Source organism: Kitasatospora sp. NPDC059571, from assembly GCF_042735675.1.
In the GTDB taxonomy this organism is placed as follows: domain Bacteria; phylum Actinomycetota; class Actinomycetes; order Streptomycetales; family Streptomycetaceae; genus Kitasatospora.
In genome coordinates, this window is the sequence record NZ_JBHWBW010000503.1 from 1 (window position 1) to 5,583 (window position 5,583).

Annotated in this window: 4 protein-coding genes; 2 read left to right on the forward strand and 2 right to left on the reverse strand. The window is 75.0% G+C overall.

Annotated features, from left to right (window positions below; translation table 11 throughout):
• On the reverse strand, positions 1-757 hold a 757-nt coding region (locus ACFV0G_RS34035; RefSeq protein WP_380556338.1), incomplete at its 3' end, for an MFS transporter.
• A 201-nt stretch (positions 758-958) separates the two neighbouring features.
• Entirely contained in the window at positions 959-2,572 is a 1,614-nt protein-coding gene (locus ACFV0G_RS34040; protein ID WP_380556332.1) for a peptide chain release factor 3, read from the reverse strand.
• Positions 2,573-2,966: 394 nt separating this feature from the next.
• Between ACFV0G_RS34040 and ACFV0G_RS34045 the strand changes: the two genes are divergently transcribed.
• Together ACFV0G_RS34045 and ACFV0G_RS34050 are read left to right on the forward strand one after the other, a co-directional pair.
• Complete coding sequence (locus ACFV0G_RS34045) at positions 2,967-3,518, forward strand: RICIN domain-containing protein (protein ID WP_380556334.1); 552 nt, start codon at positions 2,967-2,969, stop codon at positions 3,516-3,518.
• Between the two features lie 326 nt (positions 3,519-3,844).
• Positions 3,845-5,536 (forward strand): TROVE domain-containing protein, encoded by a 1,692-nt coding sequence (locus tag ACFV0G_RS34050; RefSeq protein ID WP_380556336.1) that lies wholly within the window; start codon positions 3,845-3,847, stop codon positions 5,534-5,536.
• Positions 5,537-5,583: the final 47 nt, after the last annotated feature.

The following is a 5,583-nucleotide window of genomic DNA, read 5'->3' on the forward strand; positions in this document are numbered from 1 at the left end:
CGCCCCCACACACACCCGCCCCCCGCGGCGCCGCCCCGCCGGGCCCCCCCCGGCCGCGCGGGGGGGGGGGGGGGGGCGCCCCCCCCCCGCGCGGGGGGGGGGGGGGGGGGGGGGCCCCCCCCCCGGGCCGGGCCTCGGCCCGGGCGGGGAGGCTGTGCGGCAGCCGACGGCGGCCCAGGACCAGGCAGGCGATCGACAGCGGGATGTTGACGGCGAGCGTGGAGCGCCAGCCGCCCAGGCCGACCAGCAGCCCGCCGAGGACCGGGCCGACGACGGCGACGGTCTGGTTGGCGACCGAGAGCGCGGTGAGCACCCCGGCGGGGCTGTCGTGGCCGGTGCGGCGGGCCTCGCTGCGGATGAGGTGCATCGAGGCCGGATAGCCCGCGCAGGTACCGAACCCGAGCAGCACCCGGGCGGCGATCAGCACGCCCAGGTTCGGGGCGAGCATGCCGGCCAGCCCGGCGACGCCGGTCAGCGAGGTGCCGACCAGGTAGAGGCGGCGCGGCCCGTACAGGTCGACCAGCCGGCCGACCACGGGCTGGCCGATCGCGGTGGCGAGGTAGAGCGCGGCGACCAGCCAGGCGGTCCGGGAGGGCGGTGCGCCGAAGGCCGCCCCGATCGGCACCAGGGAGACCGAGATGATCGAGGAGTTCACCGGGTTGAGGACCGAGCCGAGGATCATCGGCGCGAGCAGCCTGCGGTCGAAGGCTCCCGGTGCGCCGCCCGTACGGCCGGGCCGCCACCGGGGCAGGCGCATCCGCCGGGCCGGCGCCGTTCGGGCGGCGGCTGCGGACCGGGTCTCGCCTGCGGTGGTCTCTGCCATGCCTCCCACGCTAGAACCATCAGGTGAAACTGTCCAGCGAGTGCTGCACAGATCAGCCTGCGCAAACCGTGGCCGCGCAGCGCGACGGCCCCGCCCGGGAGGGGCGGGGCCGTCGGTCGGCGCAGTCCTGCGCGGTCAGTCCGCGGTGGCGATCAGCGGCTGGAGCAGGATGTCGGGCTTGGCCCGCTGGAAGGCGTTCAGGTGCCACTTGTCGGCGAAGAGCGCCAGCAGCGCGTCGTCCGAGCGTCGGGTGAGCACCTCGGCGTCGGTCAGCCGGGCCTTGGCCAGCTCCTCGGCGCCCTGGGCGTCGGTGACCCGGGCCAGCTGGTAGGAGAGCCGGTCCAGGGTGATCGGCGAGGAGAACTCGTGCTCCATCCGGTGCAGCACGACGTCGAACTGCATCGGGCCGACCGCGGCCATCACCGGCGCCTGGTCGCCGCGCCGGTCGGAGACCAGCACCTGGATCACGCCCTCCTCGTCCAGCTGCGAGACGCCCTTGCGGAACTGCTTGGAGCGGCTGATGTCCTTGGGCCGCGCCACCGCGAAGTACTCCGGGGCGAACGCCGGCAGACCGGGGAACTCCGCCTTGCGGCCGGTGTAGAGGGTGTCGCCGACGCGCAGTGCGGCGGCGTTGATCAGGCCGACCACGTCGCCGGGGAAGGCCCGGTCGACCACCGTGCGCTCGGCGCCGAAGACGGTCGAGGCGTACTTGGTGGCGAAGGACCGGCCGCTGGCGGCGCGGGTGACGTTCATGCCGCGCTCGAACACACCGGAGCAGACCCGGACGAAGGCGATCCGGTCGCGGTGGGCCGGGTCCATGTTCGCCTGGATCTTGAAGACCACGCCGGAGAACTCGTCGGAGACCTCGCGGGCGCCGCCCTTGGCCAGCGGGCGCGGCGCGGGCGCCGGGGCCAGGTCGACCACGGCGTCCAGCAGCAGCTTCACACCGATGTTGGTGAGCGCGGCGCCGAAGAAGACCGGGCTGATCTTGCCGGCCTCGAAGGCCTCCTGGTCGTAGCCCGGGCCGGAGGAGAGCACCAGCTCCAGCTCCTCCAGCGCGTTCTCCCAGTCCTCGCCCTCCTGCTCGGCGGCCTGCTCGGCGGTCAGCCGCTCCTCCAGGGCGGCGTGGGTGCCCGCCGGGACCTTGGTGTAGCGCAGCATCTCGTCGGTGTTCTCGGCCTCGACCAGCCCGCGCAGGTTGCCCGCGGCGCCGACCGGCCAGACGACCGGCACCGGGGTGATGCCGAGGACGTTCTCGATGTCCTCCAGCAGGGTGAGCGCGTCGCGGCCGCGGCGGTCCCACTTGTTGATGAAGGTGATCACCGGGACGCCGCGGTGGCGGCAGACCGCGAAGAGCTTGCGGGTCTGCTCCTCCAGGCCCTTGGCCGCGTCGACCAGCATGATCGCGCAGTCGACGGCCGCCAGCACCCGGTAGGTGTCCTCGGAGAAGTCGGCGTGGCCGGGGGTGTCGACCAGGTTCATCACGTGGTCGCGGTGGTCGAACTGGAGCGCCGCGGAGGTCACCGAGATGCCGCGCTCGCGCTCCAGCTCCATCCAGTCGCTGGTGACGCCGCGGCGGCCGCCCTTGGCGTGCACCGCGCCCGCGGAGGTGATGGCCCGGGCGTGCAGGGCGAGCGCCTCGGTGAGCGTGGACTTGCCGGCGTCCGGGTGGCTGATCACGGCGAAGGTGCGGCGGCGGCCGGCCTCCTTGAGGACCTGCTGGACGGGAACGGGCTGTTCGTTGCTCACGGGCTTCCTCGGGTACGGGGTGGCATCAGGCCGGCGATGCCTCTCCGTACCTGCCGGGCCCGACCTCCGGTCGCACGGGCCCCGGTCAATTCTAGGGCCTGCGCGCAGCGTCCCGGCCGCGACCGGGACGGACCGCCCGGACACCGGCCGTCCGGCGGCCGGATCCGCTCCCCGGGAGCGCCGGAGGACGCCCGGAGCCGTGACCGGGCGCGTCCGGCCGGTCACGCCGCGGGCCGCGCCGCCGGGATCCCGGCCCGCCCGCTCGTGACGGCCGTTCAGGGGAATTGTTCGCCCACGCAGGAACATCCCGGCGTTTCCCGCGGACCCGGTGTCCGACCGGCCGTCAGGCTCGACCCGCGGCCGGAGGTTCCGGCCCGGAGCGTCAGGAGAGACGATGTCGCCATTGATTCGGAAATCGGTGCTGGTCGCGGGAGCGGCACTGCTGCTCACCGCGCTGGCCCCGGCCGCCTCGGCGCAGTCCGGCAGCGCCCGCTCCACCAGGGCGGTCACCGTGGACCGGCTGTCGCTGCGGCTGGCGGCCGACCCGAGGCAGGTGGCGAACGTGCAGGGCGGCGCCACCGCGAACGGCACGCCGGTCATCCAGTACCCCTGGACCGGGCAGCCCAACGAGCGCTGGGAGGCCACACCGACGGGCGGCGGCTACTACCGGTTCACGTCGTTCGCGAGCGGCAAGTGCCTCAACGTGCAGGGCGGCGGGACGGCCGACGGCACCCCGGTGATCATCTACACCTGCGGCGGCTACGACAACGAGCAGTGGAAGCTCGTACCGAAGGGCATCGGCTACCAGATCGTCGCCAAGTCCAGCGGCAAGTGCCTCAACGTCCGCGGCGCGGTGGGCGTGGGCAACGCCCTCGTCCAGTACACCTGCACCGCCGACGGCGCCCCGAACGACGTGTGGCTGCCCGTGTGGGAGCCGGCCGACTGACCTGCCCGGCGGCCCGGGCCGGGCGGGTGCCGGAGCCGCTCGGCCGCGGCGGTGGCAGGTCCGACGGTGCCTCGGCGCCGTCCTCGCCATTAATCGGATGACGGCGCAGGGCGGCGGTGGGTACTGTGCCGTCAGGCGCCTCCCGATGCGCCGGGCCCCGGTTACTTCCTGAGACCACACCGGCGCCCCTCACTGATCCCGGGAGGCGCGCCACGCCCGGCCGACGGCCGCTCCGCGCCCTGCTGCGCCCGCTCCCGTTCCTGCCACCGTATGCACCTGATGCTGCGTGCCTGCTCCGATCCGCCACCCACCAGGGGGACTTCTGCATGACCCGGTTCAACCGCCAGCGGACCAAGTCCGAAGCCAGGGCAGAGATCCAGGCCGAGATTCCGGGACTGACCGCAGGCGGGGCGACCTCCCCGCTCTCCGTCCACGGGAGGTGGATCCCGGTCTCGCGGCAGGCGTTCCGGCCGTCGGTGATCGCCGCCGGGGCGAGGGTCGGCCAACCGGACGGCACGACCCTCAACCACCAGGGCGGGATCGGGTTCCTGAGGGAGCCGAGGTCGGAGCTGTTCCTGCTGGCGGTCACCCACATGGCAGGGCAGCACACCTTCTACGAGAGCGCCGGCGCCCGGGACATGCGGTTCGCGCAGCTGGTCCGCCGGTTCGCCGTCGAGGACCCGCAGTGGACCATCGGCCTGCTCCGCTGGCTGCGTTCCGAGGCGAGGATCCGTACGGCGGCCGTGGTGGGCGCCGTCGAGTTCGTCCGGGCGCGGACCGAGGCGCGGGCCGCGGGCTTCTCCCGGCAGGCGGTGGACGCCGTCCTCCGGCGTCCCGACGAGCCCGGTGAGCTGCTGGCCCACTGGACGTCCCGGTACGGCCGCCGGCTGCCGCAGCCGCTCAGGCGCGGGGTGGCGGACGCCGTCCGCCGGCTCTACACCGGCCGGGCACTGCTCAAGTACGACACGCCCTCGTACGCCTTCCGCTTCGCCGACGTGCTGGAGCTGACCCACCCGGCGCCGGCGGCCGACCGGCCGTGGCAGGGCGGGCTGTTCCGGTACGCGCTCGACCGGCGGCACCACCCCGACCGCGCCGTGCCGCCGCCCGGGGAGCAGCTGCTGGAGGCGCACCACGCCCTGCTGGACACCCCCGTCGACCGGCGGTACGCGCTGGTCACCGGCCCCGGCGGGGCCTACCGGCTGGCCGCCGCCGGGATGACCTGGGAGGCGCTGGCGGGCTGGCTCCAGGGGCCGCTCGACGCCGCGGTGTGGGAGGCGGTGATCCCGTCGATGGGGGCGATGGCGCTGGTCAGGAACCTGCGCAACTTCGACCGCGCCGGGATCTCGGACACCGCCGCCGCCGAGGTGGCCCGGCGGATCGCCGATCCGGCGGAGGTCGCGCGCTCGCGGCAGTTCCCGTTCCGCTTCCTGGCGGCCCACCGCGCCGCGCCCGGGCCGCGCTGGGAGCAGGCGCTGGAGACCGCGCTCGGCCACTCGCTCGCCAACGTCCCGGCCCTGCCCGGCCGCACCCTCGTCCTGGTGGACCGCTCGGGGTCGATGTTCTGGGAGTCCGAGAAGGGGACGGAGCTCACCCGGGCGGACGCCGCCGCGGTGTTCGGCACCGCCCTCGCCCTGCGGGCCGAGCAGGCCGACCTCGTCGAGTTCGGCACCGGCAGCCACGTCGTGCCGCTCGCGCCCGGCGACAGCGTGCTGCGCACGGTCGGGCGCTTCCACGACCTCGGTGGCACCGCGACGGCCGCCGCGGTCGCCCGCCACTACAGCGGGCACGACCGCGTGGTGGTCGTGACCGACGAGCAGCCGCACCGGTCGCAGACGGCGGACCCGTTCGCACCCGTCCCCGACGAGGTGCCGGTCTACACCTGGAACCTGTGCGGCTACGCCACCGGCCACACCCCGACCGGTCCGCACCGGCACACCTTCGGCGGCCTCTCCGACGCGGCCTTCCGGCTCGTGCCGCTGCTGGAGGCCGGGCAGCGGGGCCGGTGGCCCTGGGAGTGAGGCGCGGGGGGGCGGGGGCCCCGCCGGTCGCCGGACGGTCCGCGGCC

Bases quoted from the DNA above. Each gene is read 5' to 3' on its own strand.
- ACFV0G_RS34050 (WP_380556336.1), top strand. From the start codon at position 3,845: ATGACCCGGTTCAACCGCCAGCGGACCAAGTCCGAAGCCAGGGCAGAG.
- ACFV0G_RS34045 (WP_380556334.1), top strand. From the start codon at position 2,967: ATGTCGCCATTGATTCGGAAATCGGTGCTGGTCGCGGGAGCGGCACTG.